The 15,508-nt window shown below is 50.3% G+C and carries 16 protein-coding genes, 1 other RNA gene and 5 pseudogenes; 13 read left to right on the forward strand and 9 right to left on the reverse strand.

The genetic code is table 11. The features are described 5' to 3' along the window. The 4 genes and pseudogenes from BFF42_RS25665 to BFF42_RS28645 all read left to right on the forward strand — a co-directional run. Positions 1-373: pseudogene (locus BFF42_RS25665) on the forward strand (IS1-like element IS1X2 family transposase); the annotation flags it as partial. Between the two features lie 6 nt (positions 374-379). Beyond that, a pseudogene (gene ypjA / locus BFF42_RS25670) lies at positions 380-2,225 on the forward strand (adhesin-like autotransporter YpjA/EhaD); the annotation flags it as partial. A 27-nt stretch (positions 2,226-2,252) separates the two neighbouring features. After that, positions 2,253-2,342, forward strand: a pseudogene (locus BFF42_RS28640) (hypothetical protein); the annotation flags it as partial. A 28-nt stretch (positions 2,343-2,370) separates the two neighbouring features. Continuing rightward, complete coding sequence (locus tag BFF42_RS28645) at positions 2,371-2,697, forward strand: autotransporter outer membrane beta-barrel domain-containing protein (RefSeq protein WP_000444409.1); 327 nt, start codon at positions 2,371-2,373, stop codon at positions 2,695-2,697. 160 nt (positions 2,698-2,857) lie between these two features. On the opposite strand, the gene ssrA is transcribed toward BFF42_RS28645, so the two are convergent. Both ssrA and smpB read right to left on the reverse strand, forming a co-directional pair. Next, positions 2,858-3,220: a transfer-messenger RNA gene (gene ssrA / locus BFF42_RS25675) on the reverse strand. A gap of 214 nt (positions 3,221-3,434) precedes the next feature. After that, the gene (gene smpB / locus BFF42_RS25680) at positions 3,435-3,917 is read right to left on the reverse strand and encodes an SsrA-binding protein SmpB (RefSeq protein ID WP_000162574.1); all 483 of its coding nucleotides are present in this window, start codon (positions 3,915-3,917) and stop codon (positions 3,435-3,437) included. A gap of 170 nt (positions 3,918-4,087) precedes the next feature. Between smpB and ratA the strand changes: the two genes are divergently transcribed. Further along, positions 4,088-4,525: a type II toxin-antitoxin system toxin RatA gene (ratA, locus tag BFF42_RS25685; RefSeq protein ID WP_001341638.1), complete on the forward strand. Its 438-nt coding sequence runs from the start codon at positions 4,088-4,090 to the stop codon at positions 4,523-4,525. Continuing rightward, positions 4,515-4,805: an RnfH family protein gene (locus BFF42_RS25690; RefSeq protein WP_001117838.1), complete on the forward strand. Its 291-nt coding sequence runs from the start codon at positions 4,515-4,517 to the stop codon at positions 4,803-4,805. The genes ratA and BFF42_RS25690 overlap by 11 nt, the downstream gene beginning before the upstream one ends. A gap of 61 nt (positions 4,806-4,866) precedes the next feature. On the opposite strand, the gene bamE is transcribed toward BFF42_RS25690, so the two are convergent. From bamE to nadK, 3 genes are all read right to left on the reverse strand, one after another. Continuing rightward, positions 4,867-5,208: an outer membrane protein assembly factor BamE gene (gene bamE / locus BFF42_RS25695; protein WP_001203439.1), complete on the reverse strand. Its 342-nt coding sequence runs from the start codon at positions 5,206-5,208 to the stop codon at positions 4,867-4,869. 148 nt (positions 5,209-5,356) lie between these two features. Then, complete coding sequence (gene recN / locus BFF42_RS25700) at positions 5,357-7,018, reverse strand: DNA repair protein RecN (protein ID WP_039060333.1); 1,662 nt, start codon at positions 7,016-7,018, stop codon at positions 5,357-5,359. An 85-nt stretch (positions 7,019-7,103) separates the two neighbouring features. Continuing rightward, positions 7,104-7,982: an NAD(+) kinase gene (gene nadK, locus BFF42_RS25705; RefSeq protein WP_001059169.1), complete on the reverse strand. Its 879-nt coding sequence runs from the start codon at positions 7,980-7,982 to the stop codon at positions 7,104-7,106. Between the two features lie 122 nt (positions 7,983-8,104). Between nadK and grpE the strand changes: the two genes are divergently transcribed. After that, entirely contained in the window at positions 8,105-8,698 is a 594-nt protein-coding gene (gene grpE / locus BFF42_RS25710; protein ID WP_001296310.1) for a nucleotide exchange factor GrpE, read from the forward strand. Between the two features lie 53 nt (positions 8,699-8,751). Here grpE and BFF42_RS25715 read toward each other — a convergent pair whose 3' ends face one another. Both BFF42_RS25715 and BFF42_RS25720 read right to left on the reverse strand, forming a co-directional pair. Then, the gene (locus BFF42_RS25715) at positions 8,752-10,038 is read right to left on the reverse strand and encodes an HlyC/CorC family transporter (RefSeq protein ID WP_010723175.1); all 1,287 of its coding nucleotides are present in this window, start codon (positions 10,036-10,038) and stop codon (positions 8,752-8,754) included. 20 nt (positions 10,039-10,058) lie between these two features. Next, positions 10,059-10,850 carry a cytochrome C assembly family protein gene (locus BFF42_RS25720; protein ID WP_001338897.1) on the reverse strand — a complete coding sequence of 264 codons (792 nt, stop codon included), beginning with the start codon at positions 10,848-10,850 and terminating at the stop codon, positions 10,059-10,061. A 166-nt stretch (positions 10,851-11,016) separates the two neighbouring features. Between BFF42_RS25720 and ffh the strand changes: the two genes are divergently transcribed. The 5 genes from ffh (at position 11,017) to rplS (ending at position 14,517) form a co-directional block, all read left to right on the forward strand. Then, on the forward strand, positions 11,017-12,378 hold the full coding sequence (ffh, locus tag BFF42_RS25725; RefSeq protein WP_000460035.1) for a signal recognition particle protein: 1,362 nt from the start codon (positions 11,017-11,019) through the stop codon (positions 12,376-12,378). A 136-nt stretch (positions 12,379-12,514) separates the two neighbouring features. Continuing rightward, the gene (gene rpsP / locus BFF42_RS25730; protein WP_000256450.1) at positions 12,515-12,763 is read left to right on the forward strand and encodes a 30S ribosomal protein S16; all 249 of its coding nucleotides are present in this window, start codon (positions 12,515-12,517) and stop codon (positions 12,761-12,763) included. Positions 12,764-12,781: 18 nt separating this feature from the next. After that, positions 12,782-13,330, forward strand: a complete 549-nt coding sequence (gene rimM / locus BFF42_RS25735; protein ID WP_000043330.1) for a ribosome maturation factor RimM — start codon at positions 12,782-12,784, stop codon at positions 13,328-13,330. A 30-nt stretch (positions 13,331-13,360) separates the two neighbouring features. Beyond that, the gene (gene trmD, locus BFF42_RS25740) at positions 13,361-14,128 is read left to right on the forward strand and encodes a tRNA (guanosine(37)-N1)-methyltransferase TrmD (RefSeq protein ID WP_000264777.1); all 768 of its coding nucleotides are present in this window, start codon (positions 13,361-13,363) and stop codon (positions 14,126-14,128) included. A 41-nt stretch (positions 14,129-14,169) separates the two neighbouring features. Then, the gene (gene rplS / locus BFF42_RS25745) at positions 14,170-14,517 is read left to right on the forward strand and encodes a 50S ribosomal protein L19 (RefSeq protein WP_000065253.1); all 348 of its coding nucleotides are present in this window, start codon (positions 14,170-14,172) and stop codon (positions 14,515-14,517) included. A 76-nt stretch (positions 14,518-14,593) separates the two neighbouring features. Here the strand turns inward: rplS and BFF42_RS25750 are convergent. Together BFF42_RS25750 and BFF42_RS25755 are read right to left on the reverse strand one after the other, a co-directional pair. Next, a pseudogene (locus BFF42_RS25750) lies at positions 14,594-14,872 on the reverse strand (OmpA family protein); the annotation flags it as partial. After that, positions 14,873-15,298: pseudogene (locus tag BFF42_RS25755) on the reverse strand (diguanylate cyclase domain-containing protein); the annotation flags it as partial. 55 nt (positions 15,299-15,353) lie between these two features. Here BFF42_RS25755 and BFF42_RS25760 point away from each other — a divergent pair. Next, positions 15,354-15,508 (forward strand): IS1 family transposase (locus BFF42_RS25760; protein WP_001348782.1); only part of this gene is annotated, 155 nt, incomplete at its 3' end.

The following is a 15,508-nucleotide window of genomic DNA, read 5'->3' on the forward strand; positions in this document are numbered from 1 at the left end:
CGAACAGTGGGGCTACGTCGGTGCTAAATCACGTCAGCGCTGGCTGTTTTACGCGTATGACAGGATACGGAGGAGGGTTGTGGCGCACGTCTTCGGTGAACGCACTCTGGCCACACTGGAGCGTCTTCTGAGCCTGCTGTCGGCCTTTGAGGTCGTGGTATGGATGACGGATGGCTGGCCGCTGTATGAATCACGCCTGAAGGGAAAGCTGCACGTTATCAGCAAGCGTTACACTCAGCGCATTGAGCGACATAATCTGAATCTGAGACAACATCTGGCAAGGCTGGGACGGAAGTCACTGTCGTTCTCAAAATCGGTGGAGCTGCATGACAAGGTCATCGGGCATTATCTGAACATAAAACACTATCAGTAAGTTGGAGTCATTACCGAAAACGGTGGTCATTTAGACATAAACGCATATGGTTCGGCAAATAAGACGATTATTAAAGATAAAGGAACAATGTCAGTTTTAACGAATGCTAAAGCTGATGCGACCCGAATAGATAACGGCGGGGTAATGGATGTTACCGGAAACGCGACCAATACCATAATCAATGGTGGTACACAGAATATTAATAATCATGGTATTGCCACGGGTACCAATATCAACAGCGGAACACAAAATATCAAGAGCGGCGGGAAAGCTGACACGACAAATATTTCCACCGGGAGCCGGCAGGTTGTTGAGAAAGATGGTACGGCAACTGGCAGCAATATTAGCGCCGGAGGCTCGCTGATTGTCTATACCGGCGGTATAGCACATGGGGTTAACCAGGAGACGGGCAGTGCTTTAGTTGCCAACACGGGCGCAGGGACTGATATCGAAGGATACAACAAGCTCTCTCACTTCACTATTACCCGGAGGGGAGGCTAATTATGTTGTGCTGGAAAATACCGGCGAACTGACGGTAGTGGCTAAAACCTCGGCGAAAAATACTACCGTTGATGCTGGCGGTAAGCTGATTGTCCAGAAGGAGGCTAAAACAGATACCACCAGACTTAATAATGGTGGCGTTCTGGAGGTTCAGGACGGTGGTGAGGCTAAGCATGTTGAGCAACAATCCGGCGGCGCATTAATTGCTTCCACAACTTCCGGAACCCTTATCAAAGGAACCAACAGTTATGGTGATGCTTTCTACATCAGGAATTCAGAAGCTAAAAATGTAGTGCTGGAAAACGCTGGCTCATTAACAGTCGTCACTGGTTCCCGGGCAGTTGATACGATTATTAATGCCAACGGCAAAATGGATGTTTATGGAAAAGATGTTGGCACTGTACTCAATAGTGCTGGCACCCAAACAATATATGCCAGTGCCACTTCTGATAAAGCAAATATCAAAGGTGGCAAGCAAACGGTATATGGATTAGCCACTGAGGCAAATATCGAAAGTGGTGAACAAATTGTTGATGGTGGGTCAACAGAGAAAACACACATCAATGGTGGCACGCAAACCGTTCAGAATTATGGTAAGGCAATCAATACCGATATCGTCTCTGGCCTACAACAAATTATGGCAAACGGGACAGCGGAAGGTTCCATTATTAATGGGGGTTCACAGGTAGTTAATGAGGGCGGTCTGGCTGAAAACTCGGTGCTTAATGACGGCGGCACACTCGATGTGCGGGAGAAAGGCAGCGCAACGGAGATACAGCAGAGTAGCCAGGGCGCTTTGGTTGCAACCACCAGGGCGACGCGGGTCACAGGAACACGCGCGGATGGCGTCGCGTTCAGCATCGAGCAGGGTGCGGCGAACAATATCCTGCTGGCAAATGGCGGCGTGTTAACCGTGGAGTCAGACACCTCTTCTGACAAAACACAGGTCAATACGGGCGGACGGGAGATCGTCAAAACAAAAGCCACTGCGACAGGCACGACGCTCACCGGCGGCGAACAAATCGTCGAGGGGGTGGCGAATGAGACAACGATTAACGACGGCGGAATACAAACAGTTTCAGCTAACGGAGAGGCAATAAAAACAAAGATCAATGAAGGCGGTACGCTGACAGTTAACGATAATGGCAAAGCGACAGATATCGTCCAGAACAGCGGTGCCGCTCTCCAGACGAGCACGGCTAACGGTATTTAAATCAGCGGTACTCACCAGTACGGCACTTTTTCCATTTCCGGCAATTTAGCGACCAATATGTTGCTGGAAAATGGCGGTAATTTATTGGTATTAGCAGGTACCGAAGCTCGCGACTCCACGGTTGGCAGCGGTGGAGCCGCCAACGGCAGTTATCGCAGCAACGGGCTGGGCGGTCACATTGAAACCGGGATGCGATTTACCGATGGTAACTGGAACCTGACGCCGTATGCATCGTTAACGGGGGTTCACCGCTGATAACCCTGAATATCATTTATCCAATGGCATGGAATCGAAATCAGTCGATACCCGCAGTTTATATCGTGAACTGGGTGCAACGCTGAGTTACAACATGCGTCTGGGGAACGGTATGGAAGTTGAGCCGTGGCTGAAGGCGGCTGTGCGCAAAGAATTTGTCGATGATAACCGGGTGAAAGTGAATAGTGACGGTAATTTCGTCAATGATTTGTCGGGCAGACGTGGAATATACCAGGCAGGTATTAAAGCCTCATTCAGCAGTACGTTAAGCGGGCATCTTGGGGTGGGGTATAGCCATGGTGCCGGTGTGGAATCCCCGTGGAACGGGGTAGCTGGTGTGAACTGGTCGTTCTGACCATCAACGAAAAAGCCCACATCTGTGGGCTTTCATGTCACCAGGAGCCGCGGCTCCTTTGCGTATCCTTTTATGTCTCTTCACCGTCTGGTCGGTGTCCTGCTGAGACTGCTAACTTCCTGTTTTTATTGGTGTTGTCCTTATACCGTCCAATCATGATTGGTGGAGCTGGCGGGAGTTGAACCCGCGTCCGAAATTCCTACGTCCTCGGTACTACATGCTTAGTCAGTCTTTACATTCGCTTGCCAGCTGCGGACGGACACGCCACTAACAAACTAGCCTGATTAAGTTTTAACGCTTCAACCCCAGGCAGGGCTTCCACGCGATCTCTTTTGGGTTTGACCTCTCTTGATCCCCGTCCTAAGAGCGGAGGCTAGGGAGAGAGGGCTCTAAGCAGGTTATTAAGCTGCTAAAGCGTAGTTTTCGTCGTTTGCGACTATTTTTTGCGGCTTTTTACGAGGCCAACCGCCCCTCGGCATGCACCTTGGGTTTCGCAAATCCCGTCGAATCCAGAATCAGCCCCAATGTGTAACGGCAAGTATACCAGATTTATGAGCGCCATGACCAGCCTCAATGGCGTTATCGTTAAAGATTTAGCACCCATGTAGCCTGATTTTTATTCGATTAAGCAATGGGATGGCAACATTTGTGTCGGATGTGATAGCCAATAAGATGTTCATTCGCGCCGCCGGAGAGGGAGGCGCGGTGAGGAACTGGTCAATAATTGGAGTGCAGGTTTAACGGTGGGCGTTTTTCATGATACGTGCTTTATCCACCTGCCATTCGCGTTCTTTGATATCTGAACGTTTATCGTGCTGTTTTTTACCTTTGGCGACGCCGATTTTCACTTTGCACCAGGCATTTTTCCAGTACAGGGAGAGCGCCACTACGGTATAGCCTTCTCGATTGACGCGACCGTACAATGAGTCCAGTTCGCGCTGGTTGAGAAGTAACTTGCGGGTACGGGTAGGATCGCACACCACATGCGTGGAGGCTACGGCCATTGGCGTGATGTTAGCGCCAAACAGAAATGCCTCTCCGTCACGCAGAAGGACGTAGCTGTCGCTGATATTGGCTTTTCCTGCGCGCAGGGATTTAACTTCCCAGCCTTGCAGGGCAAGTCCCGCTTCGAACTCTTCTTCGATAAAGTATTCGTGACGGGCGCGCTTGTTAAGCGCGATGGTCGCTGAACCAGGTTTATGTGCTTTTTTCTTCGTCATAAGCGTCGTGAATCATCGGTAATCTGAAATCGAAAACACCCCATATCAATCCTGCGGGGGACAAGGCTCTATCTTAGCATGAACCCGATGTTACCCAGCGCCGGGATAGCGTTTTTTTTACAGCAGGATAAATGATATTATTTGTTGGATTTTTGTTGATGGAAATAGTTATGCCTCAGATTAGCCGGACCGCACTGGTACCCTACAGCGCGGAGCAAATGTATCAGTTAGTGAATGACGTTCAGTCTTATCCTCAGTTTTTGCCGGGTTGTACCGGAAGTCGGATTCTGGAGTCCACTCCTGGGCAGATGACTGCGGCGGTAGATGTCTCTAAGGCTGGGATCAGCAAAACGTTTACTACCCGCAACCAGTTGACCAGTAACCAAAGTATTCTTATGAATCTGGTGGATGGGCCGTTCAAGAAATTGATTGGTGGATGGAAGTTTACGCCGCTGAGCCAGGAGGCGTGTCGTATCGAGTTTCATCTCGACTTTGAGTTTACCAATAAGTTGATTGAACTCGCCTTTGGTCGCGTGTTTAAAGAGCTGGCGTCTAATATGGTCCAGGCTTTTACGGTTCGTGCGAAAGAGGTTTACAGTGCCAGGTAAAATTGCCGTTGAGGTGGCTTATGCGCTACCTGAGAAGCAGTACCTGCAGCGCGTGACGCTGCAGGAGGGCGCGACGGTTGAAGAAGCTATTCGCGCCAGTGGCTTGCTGGAATTGCGTACCGATATCGATTTAACTAAAAACAAAGTCGGCATTTACAGCCGTCCGGCAAAACTAAGCGATAGTGTGCATGATGGCGATCGGGTGGAGATTTATCGCCCTCTCATTGCCGATCCGAAAGAGCTTCGCAGGCAACGAGCAGAAAAATCAGCGAATAAATAACAGACAGAAAAAAGGTGCTCATTGAGCACCTTTTTTAACGTCTTTGAGAGCAACTTTATTATTAGTTACTACTCAGCGCAGGTTTGTTATCAATATTGGTCAACACACCGCTACTGTTAAAGGTCAGCGTCAGCGTTTGCTGCGTTACACCTTTATGACCTGGTTGCTGGCGGAAGACATAGAACCAGGTATTCGTACCAAATGGATCGGACATCAGCGGTGTACCCAATGCGTACGCAACTTGTTGTTGCGTCATGCCAACACGTATTTTGGATACGTCGTTAGCGGTCAGATAGTTCCCCTGGTTGATGTCAGGACGGTAAACCACTCGCTCCAGAGTGGAACAGCCTGCGGTCAACATCAATAGTACTGCTGCTGCAGCAGTCAGCGTTTTACAGCGCATAGTGATTTGATTCCTTTTCGGGCCCGAGCAGTACGTGGCTCATCTGTAATATGCCGATGATAATAGACCTTTCATCACTTTAAAACCTTTTGCTTTCCGGTCTTACGGCGTTTTGCTGTTTACTCTGACCGTGAAGCAGGAAAAAAGTTTACGCTGCAAGCAGTTCTTTCGCATTCGCCAGTGTATTACGTGTGACTTCACTGCCACCAAGCAGGCGCGCCAGCTCTTGTAACCGCGCTTTTTTATTCAGGGATTGAATATGCGTTTCTGTCATCGCACCATCGGTTTCTTTGCTGACAAAATAGTGTTGATGACCACATCCCGCGACTTGTGGCAGGTGGGTAACACACATCACCTGAGTTGATTCGCCGAGTTGACGCAGCAGTTTGCCGACAACTGCCGCTGTTGGACCGCTAATCCCTACATCCACTTCATCAAAAATCAGTGCCGGGGTTTCCATTTTACGCGCCGTGATGACCTGGGTTGCCAGTGCGATGCGGGACAATTCACCACCGGATGCGACTTTGGCAATAGGCTGCATTGGCTGACCTGGGTTGGTGGTTACCCGAAACTCAATACGATCGGCACCGTCAGCGCCCAGGTGATGCTCGTCAAATTTAACATCGATCGTAAACTGCCCATGCGGCATTGAGAGCGCATGCATACTGTCGGTGATCAGCTGTGCAAGTTCTTCTGCATATTGCTGGCGTTGTTGGTGTAATGCGCGCGCGATTTCCAGTGCCTGCTGATGATGTTTCGTTACCGCCAGCGCAAGCGTTTCTTGTGAGTCGGCCTGATCGTCCAGTTGCTGCTGTTCTTCCAGTAGCGACTGGTAATACTGTGGCAATGCCTCAGGGCTGACGTGATGTTTACGTGCCAGCGAAATCTGTTTTGAGATGCGCTGTTCAAGTTCAAATAGTCGGTTGGGATCGAGATCCAGACGATCGCAGTAGTGGCGCAGTTCATCGCTGGCTTCAGCAATCTGGATGGTAGCTTCTTCCAGCATATCAAGTACGCCGGACAGTTTGCTGTCCATGCCAATCAATTCGCTCACCAGTTGTTTAGCCGTGTAAAGCTGACTTTGCAGGTTTGCGTCTTCACCGTAGGCCATTAATGCCAATGCATTCTGGCTGGTGGTCAGCAATTGACCGCTGTTCGCCAGACGTTTGTACTCTTCGTCGATTTGTTCAAACTCTCCGGGCTGCGGATTAAATTCGTTAAGTTCTTTTAATTGGTATTGCAGCAGTTCCGCACGGGCGGCGCGTTCCTGACCTAACTGTTGATGATGCGCGAGGTCACGGCAGCTTTGATGCCACAACTGATAACGTGCGGTCATTTCCTGCAGTAGAGAGGTTTCATTGGCATAGCCATCAAGCAGGAATTTTTGGTGCTCAGGTTTGGTGAGTAATTGATGAGCGTGCTGACCATGGATCTGAATCAGCAACTGACCCAGTTCGCGCAGTTGTGACAGAGGAACAGCTGTACCGTTGATGAAACCACGGGAGCGACCATCGCTGCTGATCACGCGACGAAGCAAACATTCATGCCCGTCTTCAAGCTGATTTTCTTCCAGCCAGCGCAGAGCCGCTGGCGTATCTTTCAGAGAAAAACGGGCGCACAGGTCAGCGCGAGCAGCGCCGGTACGCACCATGTCGGCTTCAGCGCGACCACCGAGACAAAGACCGAGGGCATCTATTGCAATAGATTTACCCGCGCCGGTCTCGCCAGTTATTACGGTCATGCCGCTATGAAAATCAATCTCAAGCTCACGAACGATAGCAAAGTTGCTGATGGTCAGTTGTGCCAACATAGTCGTTTTCCTGTATGAAAAACCATTACTGTTATTGTGTACAGTATAAACTGGTTTTATATACAGTAAAGAGGCTGGCGTAAAATTAGAATAATTTTTTTGACCAGCCGAGCTTGGTGCTTAATGTGTTGAAATAACTGTAATCTTTCGGATGAATCAGATTCAGATGGTAATCACAGCGACGAATCAGGACATCTTCACCTTCCTGAATCGGCAGTGCTATCTGGCTGTCGCAACTGATTTCCAGGTCGTTACGGCGATGCGAAAAACGCAGACGGATCGTGCTGCTGCTGTTTATGACCAGTGGTCGTGCTGACAACGTATGCGGGAACATGGGCACCAGGGTAATCGCATCCAGAGAGGGGGTCAGAATAGGACCGCCTGCAGAGAGGGAATAGGCGGTGGAGCCTGTTGGCGTCGAAATAATTAGTCCATCAGATCGCTGAGAAAACGCAAAGATCTCGTCGATATACACTTCGAACTCAATCATATGTGCCACTTTGCCTGGATGAAGCACCACTTCATTTATCGCGGTGCTGATGCGTTTCTGGCAATCTTGCTGACAGACTTGCGCTTCCAGCAAAAAACGTTTCTCGCTGATGTAGTGGCCTTCCAGCACATCGGCTAACTGTTGCTGGGCGTTATCGGGGTCAAGGTCAGTCAGGAAACCCAGGTTGCCACGGTTGATTCCAATAACTTTAATATCGTAACGGGCGAGTGTGCGTGCCGCGCCCAGCATATTACCGTCGCCACCAACGACTACCGCGAGATCAGCTAGTTGCCCAATCTCCGCGAGCGTGCCAGTTTTCACATTCTTCAGTTGCAGTTCGTGAGCGATTTGTTGCTCAACGATGACCTCGTAACCTTTTGTGCACAGCCAGCGGTAGAGCATTTCATGTGTTGTCAGTGCAGTGGGGTGCCGTGGGTGTCCCACAATGCCAATACACTTGAAATGATTATTCATTTTTCCGAGGTCCTTGTTGCGAAGATTGATGACAATGTGAGTGCTTCCCTTGAAACCCTGAAACTGATCCCCATAATAAGCGAAGTTAGCGAGATGAATGCGAAAAAAACGCGGAGAAATTCATGAGTAGTAAAGAACAGAAAACGCCTGAGGGGCAAGCCCCGGAAGAAATTATCATGGATCAGCACGAAGAGATTGAGGCAGTTGAGCCAGAAGCTTCTGCTGAGCAGGTGGATCCGCGCGATGAAAAAATTGCGAATCTCGAAGCTCAGCTGGCTGAAGCCCAGACCCGTGAACGTGACGGCATTTTGCGTGTAAAAGCCGAAATGGAAAACCTGCGTCGACGTACTGAACTGGATATTGAAAAAGCCCACAAATTCGCGCTGGAGAAATTCATCAACGAATTGCTGCCGGTGATTGATAGCCTGGATCGTGCGCTGGAAGTGGCTGATAAAGCTAACCCGGATATGTCTGCGATGGTTGAAGGCATTGAGCTGACGCTGAAGTCGATGCTGGATGTTGTGCGTAAGTTTGGTGTTGAAGTGATCGCCGAAACTAACGTGCCGCTGGACCCGAATGTGCATCAGGCTATCGCAATGGTGGAATCTGATGACGTTGCGCCAGGTAACGTACTGGGCATTATGCAGAAGGGTTATACGCTGAATGGTCGTACGATTCGTGCGGCGATGGTAACTGTAGCGAAAGCAAAAGCGTAATTTCTGTTTTCGTAATAATTCACGGCCCTGCATGCGAATGGCAGGCGTTTTCGTTACTCCGCCACACTCTCGCGCAGCGGTTTCACAGGAAAAACTTTTACCTGCTTAATCATATTGTCCTGTACGTCGAGAATATCTATATCGTACTCGCCAATACGCACGCGGGTGCCTGCGACAGGGATCTCTTCCAGTGCCTCAAGAATGACGCCATTAACCGTGCGGGCATCATCTTCCGGTAGATGCCAGTTAAAGGCTTTGTTGATTTCCCGCACGTTGGCGGTGCCATCGATAATCACCGAACCGTCGTTTTGCGGCGTGACCTCTTCGGCAAGTGTTGGCGACATCGACGTAGTGAAATCGCCGACAATCTCTTCCAGAATATCTTCAACCGTCACCAGCCCCTGAATGTCTCCATACTCGTTGACGACCAGGCCGACTTTCTTTTTGTTGCGCTGAAACTTTACTAACTGCGTGCTGAGCGGCGTACCTTCCGGCACAAAATAGATCTCGTCCGCGGCGCGCAGCATGGTTTCTTTGGTGAACTCTTTTTTCTCCGACATCAACCGCCAGGCTTCACGTACTCGCAGCATACTGATGGCGTCGTCCAGCGAATCACGGTAGAGCACGATGCGCCCGTGAGGTGAGTGGGAGAGTTGGCGCAGAATCGATTTCCAGTCATCGTTGATATCAATACCGATAATTTCACTGCGCGGCACCATGATGTCATCAACGGTCATTTTTTCCAGATCGAGCACCGACAGCAGCATATCCTGATTGCGACGGGAAATTTGTGAGCGTGATTCGTGCACGATAGTGCGCAACTCTTCTTTGCTCAAAGAGCCGCTAACCACGATATCGGTTTTGATACCCATCATGCGCATCAGCATACGGGTGATAGCATTCAGCAACCAGACCAGCGGCATCATCAAAATTTGCAGCGGAGCCAGCAGAAAACTACTCGGATAAGCGACTTTTTCCGGGTACAGCGCGGCAATGGTTTTCGGCAATACCTCAGCAAATACCAGTACGACAAAAGTCAGCACACCAGTAGCAATTGCCACGCCCGCATCGCCGTACAAACGCATCCCAACAATAGTGCCGAGCGCGGAGGCAAGAATATTGACCAGGTTATTGCCGATTAACACCAGGCTTATCAGGCGGTCTGGCTTACGCAGCAATTTTTCGACGCGTTTGGCCGAGCGATTACCCTGTTTCGCCATATGTCGCAGACGATAGCGGTTGAGGGTCATCATTCCGGTTTCGGACCCGGAAAAATAGGCTGAAATGACCACCATGATGATCAGAATAATGATCAACGTAGTAGTAGAAATGTGTTCCAGGGGAAACTCCTTTTCTGGGTTTAGCTGATTAACTGCTGGACAATTCGGCTGCCGAAGTAGGCCAGTGTCAGAATTACCGCGCCCGCAACGTTAAACCAGACGACGCGGCGTCCACGCCATCCTTCATGGTAATGTCCCCACAGCAGCACAATATAGACAAACCACGCCACGATAGAGAGCACAGCCTTGTCGATATTTTCCATGCTAAATAGGTTGTGCATGTAGAACAGGCCAGTGCAAAGCGTGAGCGTTAGCAGCACCACGCCAATCTGCGTGATGTGGAACATTTTACGCTCGATACTCATCAATGGCGGCATTTCCTGGTTAAATGCCAGCTTCTTGTTCTTCAGTTGGTAATCAATCCACGCCAGTTGCAGCGCGTACAGGGCGGCGATAATTAGCGTGGCATAGGAAAAGAGCGATAAGCCAATGTGCACCAGCATCCCAGGCGTTGCTTCCAGATGGGTGATGTATTCATTGGGCATGAAGGTCGCCAGCGCTAGGTTGATAAGCGCAAAGGCATAGACAATGGGTAGCAGCAACCAGCCACGATTGCGAGAAGCCACAATGGTCATTACCGTACAGATCATCAAACTGACCAATGAACCAACGTTCAGCAGGCTGAGGTTTTGTCCGCTATCACCGTCGGGTAGGATGCGGGCTTCCAGAGCGATTGCGTGGCAGACCAGCGCAATGACCGCAGAAATAATAGCCATGCGCCGCCAGCCGCCGTTTTTTTGCAGCAGACCGGGAACAATCAGCGCAAGACTGACGGAGTAGGCGACAAGCGCGAGCAGAGCAAAAACGGGCATAGTGATGTCGACAGTTTGAGCAATAAGAAAGAGAAGCAGTATAGCGTCAGGTGAACGCTGCTCCAACCGTTGCATAACAACAAAGACGCCTTCATGTTATACTGCGGCAAAATACTGATGATGTGTCGCGATTGCGGCCAACCGTTTCCACCCCAGGCGAGAGACAATGTTTGATAATTTAACCGATCGTTTGTCGCGCACGCTGCGCAATATCAGTGGCCGTGGACGCCTAACTGAAGACAACGTAAAAGATACGCTGCGCGAAGTGCGCATGGCGCTGCTGGAGGCGGATGTCGCTCTGCCGGTAGTGCGTGAGTTTATCAATCGCGTAAAAGAGAAAGCGGTTGGTCATGAAGTTAATAAGAGCCTGACGCCGGGGCAGGAGTTCGTCAAAATCGTCCGTAACGAACTGGTTGCGGCGATGGGCGAAGAGAACCAGACCCTGAACCTGGCGGCGCAACCGCCTGCGGTCGTGCTGATGGCGGGCCTGCAAGGTGCCGGTAAAACAACCAGCGTTGGTAAACTCGGTAAGTTCCTGCGCGAGAAGCACAAGAAGAAAGTGCTGGTGGTTTCTGCCGACGTTTATCGCCCGGCGGCAATCAAACAGCTTGAGACGCTGGCAGAGCAGGTGGGCGTTGATTTCTTCCCTTCTGATGTTGGTCAGAAGCCGGTAGATATCGTTAACGCGGCGCTGAAAGAAGCCAAACTGAAATTCTACGACGTGCTGCTGGTGGATACCGCTGGTCGTCTGCACGTTGACGAAGCGATGATGGACGAGATCAAACAAGTCCATGCGTCGATTAACCCGGTTGAAACCCTGTTTGTGGTTGACGCCATGACCGGTCAGGATGCGGCCAATACGGCAAAAGCATTCAATGAAGCGTTACCGCTTACCGGCGTAGTGTTGACCAAAGTGGACGGCGATGCCCGCGGCGGTGCGGCGCTCTCTATTCGTCACATCACTGGCAAACCGATCAAGTTCCTCGGTGTTGGCGAGAAAACTGAGGCGCTGGAGCCGTTCCATCCGGACCGCATTGCGTCGCGTATTCTCGGCATGGGCGACGTACTGTCGCTGATCGAAGATATCGAAAGCAAAGTTGACCGCGCGCAGGCAGAGAAATTAGCCAGCAAGCTGAAAAAAGGTGACGGCTTCGATCTCAACGACTTTCTTGAGCAGCTGCGCCAGATGAAAAATATGGGCGGCATGGCCAGCCTGATGGGCAAGCTGCCGGGCATGGGGCAGATCCCGGATAACGTCAAGTCACAGATGGACGATAAAGTGCTGGTGCGTATGGAAGCCATCATCAACTCGATGACGATGAAAGAGCGCGCTAAGCCAGAAATCATCAAAGGTTCGCGTAAACGCCGTATTGCTGCCGGTTGCGGTATGCAGGTGCAGGACGTTAACCGTCTTCTGAAACAGTTCGACGACATGCAGCGCATGATGAAGAAAATGAAGAAGGGCGGAATGGCGAAGATGATGAGAAGCATGAAGGGGATGATGCCGCCGGGATTTCCTGGTCGCTAAATGACCTTATGCGACAGAGTTATTAACTGCTGATTGCATTTTCTCCAGAAATCAGTAAAATTTTCGGGCTTTTAATATGACGCCGGACTCCGTTCCTCGATGGGGTCAGGTTGTTTTATTCACACAAGAGGATGTTATGGTAACTATTCGTTTAGCACGTCACGGCGCTAAAAAGCGTCCGTTCTACCAGGTTGTTGTCGCTGACAGCCGTAATGCACGCAACGGTCGCTTCATCGAGCGCGTTGGTTTCTTCAACCCAATCGCTAGCGAAAAAGAAGAAGGCACTCGCCTGGATCTGGATCGCATCGCTCACTGGGTTGGCCAGGGCGCAACTATTTCTGATCGCGTTGCTGCGCTGATCAAAGAAGTAAACAAAGCAGCTTAATCTGTCACGGTGGTCATGATGAGCAAACAACTCACCGCGCAAGCACCTGTTGATCCCATCGTTTTGGGAAAAATGGGTTCGTCTTACGGTATTCGTGGGTGGCTCAGAGTGTTTTCTTCCACCGAAGACGCCGAAAGCATTTTTGACTATCAGCCCTGGTTTATCCAGAAGGCGGGTCAGTGGCAGCAAGTCCAGCTGGAAAGCTGGAAGCACCACAATCAGGACATGATCATCAAGCTGAAAGGCGTTGACGATCGTGATGCGGCGAACCTGCTGACGAATTGTGAAATTGTCGTGGATTCATCGCAGTTGCCTCAGCTTGAAGAGGGTGACTACTACTGGAAAGACCTGATGGGCTGCCAGGTAGTAACCACTGAAGGCTACGATCTCGGTAAAGTCATCGATATGATGGAAACCGGATCTAATGACGTTCTCGTCATTAAGGCAAACCTGAAAGATGCGTTTGGTATCAAGGAACGTCTCGTACCGTTCCTCGATGGGCAGGTTATCAAGAAAGTCGATCTCACTACTCGTTCAATCGAAGTAGATTGGGATCCTGGTTTTTAAACCACCGGATAAACGGTAAAAGACGGCGCTATGTGGATTGGCATAATTAGCCTGTTTCCTGAAATGTTCCGCGCAATTACCGATTACGGGGTAACTGGCCGGGCAGTTAAAAATGGCCTGCTGAGCATCCAGAGCTGGAGTCCTCGCGACTTCACGCATGACCGGCACCGTACCGTGGACGATCGTCCTTACGGCGGCGGACCGGGGATGTTAATGATGGTGCAACCCTTGCGGGACGCCATTCATGCAGCAAAAGCCGCGGCGGGTGAAGGCGCAAAGGTGATTTATCTGTCACCACAGGGACGCAAGCTTGATCAAGCGGGCGTCAGCGAATTGGCAACGAATCAAAAATTGATTCTGGTGTGCGGTCGCTACGAAGGTATAGATGAGCGCGTGATCCAAACCGAAATTGACGAAGAATGGTCAATCGGCGATTACGTTCTCAGTGGTGGTGAGTTACCAGCAATGACGCTGATTGACTCCGTTTCCCGGTTTATTCCGGGGGTACTGGGACATGAAGCCTCGGCAACGGAAGATTCCTTTGCTGAAGGATTGCTGGATTGCCCGCACTATACGCGGCCTGAGGTGTTAGAAGGGATGGAAGTTCCGCCAGTGTTACTGTCGGGCAACCATGCCGAGATACGTCGCTGGCGTTTGAAACAGTCGCTGGGCCGTACCTGGCTTAGAAGACCTGAACTTCTGGAAAACCTGGCTCTGACTGAAGAGCAAGCAAGGTTGCTGGCGGAGTTCAAAACGGAACACGCACAACAGCAACATAAACATGATGGGATGGCGTAAGCCCCCGAGATATCAGTTTACCCAGGATAAGAGATTAAATTATGAGCAACATTATTAAGCAACTTGAACAAGAGCAGATGAAGCAGGACGTACCTTCCTTCCGTCCGGGTGATACCGTGGAAGTGAAAGTATGGGTTGTTGAAGGTTCCAAAAAACGTCTGCAGGCATTCGAGGGCGTGGTTATCGCTATTCGTAACCGCGGTCTGCACTCTGCATTCACTGTTCGTAAAATTTCCAACGGCGAAGGCGTTGAGCGTGTCTTCCAGACTCACTCTCCGGTAGTTGACAGCATTTCTGTCAAACGTCGTGGTGCTGTTCGTAAAGCTAAACTGTACTACCTGCGTGAGCGTACTGGTAAGGCTGCTCGTATCAAAGAGCGTCTTAACTAAGATTTCGCTTAAGCGACATCCTGTTAAGAAGGGCTGGCCAATTGGCTGGCCCTTTTTTTGTCTGTTTGCTCGTGTTTTAAGGGGTTGTAATCACCACTGCGACGCGGCGGTTCTCGGCGCGGCCCTGGGCGGTCTTGTTACTGGCTATGGGATATTTTTTTCCTAAACCCTGTGTGGTGAGATTGCTGCGTGGAATTTGTCCACCAATAGCCCATGCATCGGCCACGACATTCGCCCGTTTCAATGATAAGCCTTCGTTGTAACTGTCTTCACCATAGTTATCGGTGTGTCCATCCATACGGGCATGTGTTAGCCCTGTCGAGGCCAATTTGGCTGCCATGGTTTGGATCTGTTGCTATCTCACCAGCTTTTCGGCACGCTGGTGTTTGGCCTGATACATATTGTGATCGGCAAGCTCTTGTAATTTTTCCGCAGAGGCGTGCTCAATGGTCATCGCGTAACCAATGCTTAATGTCATGGTGGTCTGATGGCCATTATGAAGATCAAACGGGAGATTAAAGATTTGTGTCAGTGCTGAGCATATCTGTTGCACTTCAGATTCCGACTGTACATCATAGAGCACCATAGCGAATTCATCGCCGCCCAGGCGGTATGCTTTATGTCGCAGCCCGCCAAATTCAGCTAACCGTTTTGCGATTTCAATCAAGACCCTATCGCCCGTCGCATGACCCCAGGTATCATTGATATATTTGAAATTATCGCCATCAAGAAATAGTAACGCCGACGTTTTTCGGGCATCGGAATTGTTTATCAACGTATTGGTAATGCTGCCAACTTACTGATTTAGTGTATGATGGTGATTTTAAGGTGCTTGCGTGGCTTCCATTTCCATCAGATGTCCTTCCTGCTCCGCTACTGAAGGCGTGGTGCGTAACGGCAAAAGCACTGCCGGACATCAGCGCTATCTCTGCTCTCATTGCCGTAAAACATGGCAACTACAGTTCACTTACACCGCCTCTCAGCCCGGTAC

The organism is Shigella sp. FC1661 (genome assembly GCF_001712525.1).
Classification (GTDB): Bacteria; Pseudomonadota; Gammaproteobacteria; order Enterobacterales; family Enterobacteriaceae; genus Escherichia; species Escherichia coli.

Excerpts from the sequence above, each read along its gene's own strand:
- bamE (WP_001203439.1), bottom strand. The coding sequence starts at position 5,208 with ATGCGCTGTAAAACGCTGACTGCTGCAGCAGCAGTACTATTGATGTTG.
- nadK (WP_001059169.1), bottom strand. The coding sequence starts at position 7,982 with ATGAATAATCATTTCAAGTGTATTGGCATTGTGGGACACCCACGGCAC.
- rpsP (WP_000256450.1), top strand. The coding sequence starts at position 12,515 with ATGGTAACTATTCGTTTAGCACGTCACGGCGCTAAAAAGCGTCCGTTC.
- rimM (WP_000043330.1), top strand. The coding sequence starts at position 12,782 with ATGAGCAAACAACTCACCGCGCAAGCACCTGTTGATCCCATCGTTTTG.
- recN (WP_039060333.1), bottom strand. The coding sequence starts at position 7,018 with ATGTTGGCACAACTGACCATCAGCAACTTTGCTATCGTTCGTGAGCTT.
- ratA (WP_001341638.1), top strand. The coding sequence starts at position 4,088 with ATGCCTCAGATTAGCCGGACCGCACTGGTACCCTACAGCGCGGAGCAA.
- BFF42_RS28645 (WP_000444409.1), top strand. The coding sequence starts at position 2,371 with ATGGAATCGAAATCAGTCGATACCCGCAGTTTATATCGTGAACTGGGT.
- smpB (WP_000162574.1), bottom strand. The coding sequence starts at position 3,917 with ATGACGAAGAAAAAAGCACATAAACCTGGTTCAGCGACCATCGCGCTT.
- rplS (WP_000065253.1), top strand. The coding sequence starts at position 14,170 with ATGAGCAACATTATTAAGCAACTTGAACAAGAGCAGATGAAGCAGGAC.
- trmD (WP_000264777.1), top strand. The coding sequence starts at position 13,361 with ATGTGGATTGGCATAATTAGCCTGTTTCCTGAAATGTTCCGCGCAATT.
- ffh (WP_000460035.1), top strand. The coding sequence starts at position 11,017 with ATGTTTGATAATTTAACCGATCGTTTGTCGCGCACGCTGCGCAATATC.
- BFF42_RS25720 (WP_001338897.1), bottom strand. The coding sequence starts at position 10,850 with ATGCCCGTTTTTGCTCTGCTCGCGCTTGTCGCCTACTCCGTCAGTCTT.
- grpE (WP_001296310.1), top strand. The coding sequence starts at position 8,105 with ATGAGTAGTAAAGAACAGAAAACGCCTGAGGGGCAAGCCCCGGAAGAA.